This is a genomic window from Burkholderia sp. BCC0397 (genome assembly GCF_902832865.1).
Taxonomy (GTDB): domain Bacteria; phylum Pseudomonadota; class Gammaproteobacteria; order Burkholderiales; family Burkholderiaceae; genus Burkholderia.
Genome location: NZ_CADFDL010000026.1, coordinates 1 through 3,303 on the forward strand (window position 1 = coordinate 1; position 3,303 = coordinate 3,303).

The following is a 3,303-nucleotide window of genomic DNA, read 5'->3' on the forward strand; positions in this document are numbered from 1 at the left end:
TCCACGATCACCTGGAACTTCGACAGCGCCAATGGTCCGCAAAACGGGCAGTACGAAAAAGAGGTCGAACAAGCCTTTGCAACGTGGGCGGCTGCTTCCGGACTCAAATTCCAGGAAGTATCGGGCAACGCTTCTGCCGATATTTCGATCGATTGGGCGGACCTGAACACGGCCAGTACCGGTGAGGTTGGCTACACGACATTTAAGGCATCTCAAGGTGTCATTGCCTCAGGGGCCAGGATCGAACTCGAATCCCCGACGCAGGACGCGCTTGCTCATGGTTCGATCAGTGACCAGATCTACGCCGGGACGGATGCCACCTTCTATCAGACCGCGTTGCACGAAATCGGCCACGCGCTGGGGTTGGCAGACAATGCAGATTCGAGTTCGATCATGAACTACGATCTGACCTCGTCCAACCGGTCGCTAGACCAGACCGATATCAACGCCGTCCAGGCCCTGTACGGTTCCTCGGCGCAAACTGCAGCCTTGATTCAAGCGATGGCAGGTCATGCCCCTGCAGCGTTGGCGACCACCACTTCGATCGCTTCGGCAGAACAGGCATCGCAGCATGTTCAGTTGATCGCCGGAGCGCATTAATGTTGTCAATCGCGTCTCCATTAAGAAAATACTTCGAAATGCACAATCGATATATCACTATATCAGCACATTTCGCGGTGGCACTTTTATTGTCATTTTCCTTCGCGGGATCGCCCGCATCTCTAGCATCCGAATATAACTCAGGAAAAACAAACCCCGACAACCCAGATCAAATAAATATCAAAAAAACAATATTGATTAATATTAAAGAAATAGTTGATCACGGGGATTTATCGGACGAACTTTTTTACGAATCAAAGTTAGGAATTTCCATGGCCGGAGGCGAAACAAGGCATGTGAACGGATATGACGATCTTCAATATTTGCGCAGCCAGCCTTACCCAGGATCCGCAAAGTCTCACGACTGGGATGTTCAGCAATATTATTACACGACCATACCCGATTACTTTGATGAAAAATTTGGGATAAATGGAAATTACGTTCGCCCCTATGCCAAGGTATTTCTTCCGAGCGGGAAAATTGGCGCAGTTGCCAGCATTATCTTCAATACAGAAAAACTGTGCATCACCGAAGATGATGTAAAAAATGAATTCAAGAATAATTCACTTTACTCAGAGACCAGAGGGATGTTTAGAGTGAAATATTCAGGAGACCCGGGGAGAGATATCGATGTCGAAATGACATCAACCTATATGCTCCCCAAGCGATGCGTTAAGTACGTGAATTTCTCTCAAAATTTCACCGGGATAAAATAATCATGGCTGGAAACAATCTGACTCCGATCACAGGAAACGAAACGCTCTGGGGTGGCGCAGGCAAACTTACTCAGACAGAACTGGACTACATTAACAGCAGCCCGCTTCTCGTTGCAGAATTGAACGACTATCAAGCCGCCATCAACAACGGAACCGCACAGCCTATCGGTGAAATTTCCGGATCGGGAAATCGTCTTCAAACTGTTACTCTTTCGCCCGGAGTGCAGCAAATTCAAATGGGGCCGAACGTCATCGGCGAAAGTGCAACAAGCTTCGTCGGCGACTTGAGTTATGAGCTGGGTCACTTCGAGAATTATTCGAACGATCAAAACCTCTACAATAGTCTCGTCCCAAACCCCAATGATCCGACAGCCGGTCAAATGTCAGGCGTCGTTGGGACTATTACAGAGGCAGAGTCCGAAGCCAACAACTATGTCGTCCAGCAACAAATATCCAAAAATGCAGGAGCGACAATTAAGCTGAATGGAGACGCTAACTCCAACGAAACCCTGCAGTCTGCATTGGATAATGCATTTTCCACCGACAAAGAAAATGGCATTTCACCCGAGCAGGATCTCTCAAAGTTCGAAGAGGTTGCATCCGGCATCGCTGGAACGATCCCAATTGACAATACAGGCGTGCTGTTTTATGACTATTACGCCAACACTCCTGGCATTTTATACCAGCAATTCCACTCGGATACCCCCAACGCATCACAACTTGGATTGCAAGGCACTCAGTACATTAATGCATCCAACGTCTCCATTGATTACAATCCATCATCTGGCGGCCTGCAATCTGCCTCAATAAAGCTGTCTGATGGATCAAGTGAAAATTTTGGCTTCACCAACTCCGAAATATCCTCAGCTGCGTACACCAACGCTTCCGGAAACATCGTTTCGACCATTACCTACACTCACAACTCCAATGGCAGCTATTCGGCAACGATGACGGACGCCACGGGTTCAGTCGTGTCTACGCAGCAATTCTCCAGCGATGGCTCAGAAGTCGAAACTGTCACGAACGTCAGTACGCCAGTTGATGTGAATGCATCCGGATTGACCTTGACTACAAACGCCAATACCATCGACGTGAACGGGGCTGATTACGACACGACGATCCTCAATGGCAATCACGTCATTAACGCTCAAGCTGGCGACACCTTCCAACTTACCGGTGTCGGCTACAACGTAAACCTGTCAGCCACCGGCGCTGCGTCTAGTGTGACGTTCGAGGCAAACTCCGGTGGCACAGTCAACGGCTCGGCAGCTACTGTCAACGTCGCAGGGTCTGACAGCGTCACGGTCGACGGCAGCAATAACGGCATTAGCGAATCGGCTGGCGACTATCTTGTCGCAAACGGTGGCGGCAACATCATCAACGCTACTGCTGGCACTCAGGCATACATCACCGGTACGAGTGGCAACTTCGATACGGTTAACGCCAATGGCGACCACTTGGGCGGTACGACTGTCAACGATCAACCCACCGGTATCCTGCTGAGCACGAACGCCCAAGCCAACATAAATGGTAGCGGCAACGGCGTAAACGAGGCGACCGGCGATAGTGTTGGCATTTACGGGGGCGGCAACACGATCAACACAACTGCCGGAGCGCTCACGGTGGTGGGCAACACAAACGGCAACTTCGATACGATCAACGCCAGTAACGACGTGTTAGGTAGTAAGACCGCAAACGGCCAAGATACCGGTATCGGCCTCAACATCAACAGCCAAGTCAATATCAACGGCAGCAACGACGGCATCAATGAGGCCGCTGGTGACACGGCTGGTGTCTACGGTGGCGGCGACGTTATCAATCTTGCGGCTAATACTTGTACGGTTCTGGGCGATACGAACGGCGCCTTCGACACGATCAACGGCAATGGCGTTGAGAGGTGGCCGCGCGAATTCAGACAACCGGATAAGTGGAACGGCCAGGGCCTGAGCCGGCGATAATGCAGGCAAAGGAATCCGAGAAATGACGA

At 50.5% G+C, this 3,303-nt stretch carries 3 protein-coding genes; all 3 read left to right on the forward strand.

The window, feature by feature from the left end:
- Window positions 1-600 (forward strand): matrixin family metalloprotease (locus HWX03_RS36565; protein WP_175874664.1); only part of this gene is annotated, 600 nt, incomplete at its 5' end.
- Window positions 601-677: 77 nt separating this feature from the next.
- Window positions 678-1,316: a hypothetical protein gene (locus tag HWX03_RS36570; RefSeq protein ID WP_175874665.1), complete on the forward strand. Its 639-nt coding sequence runs from the start codon at window positions 678-680 to the stop codon at window positions 1,314-1,316.
- A gap of 2 nt (window positions 1,317-1,318) precedes the next feature.
- Complete coding sequence (locus tag HWX03_RS36575) at window positions 1,319-3,274, forward strand: hypothetical protein (RefSeq protein ID WP_175874666.1); 1,956 nt, start codon at window positions 1,319-1,321, stop codon at window positions 3,272-3,274.
- Window positions 3,275-3,303: the final 29 nt, after the last annotated feature.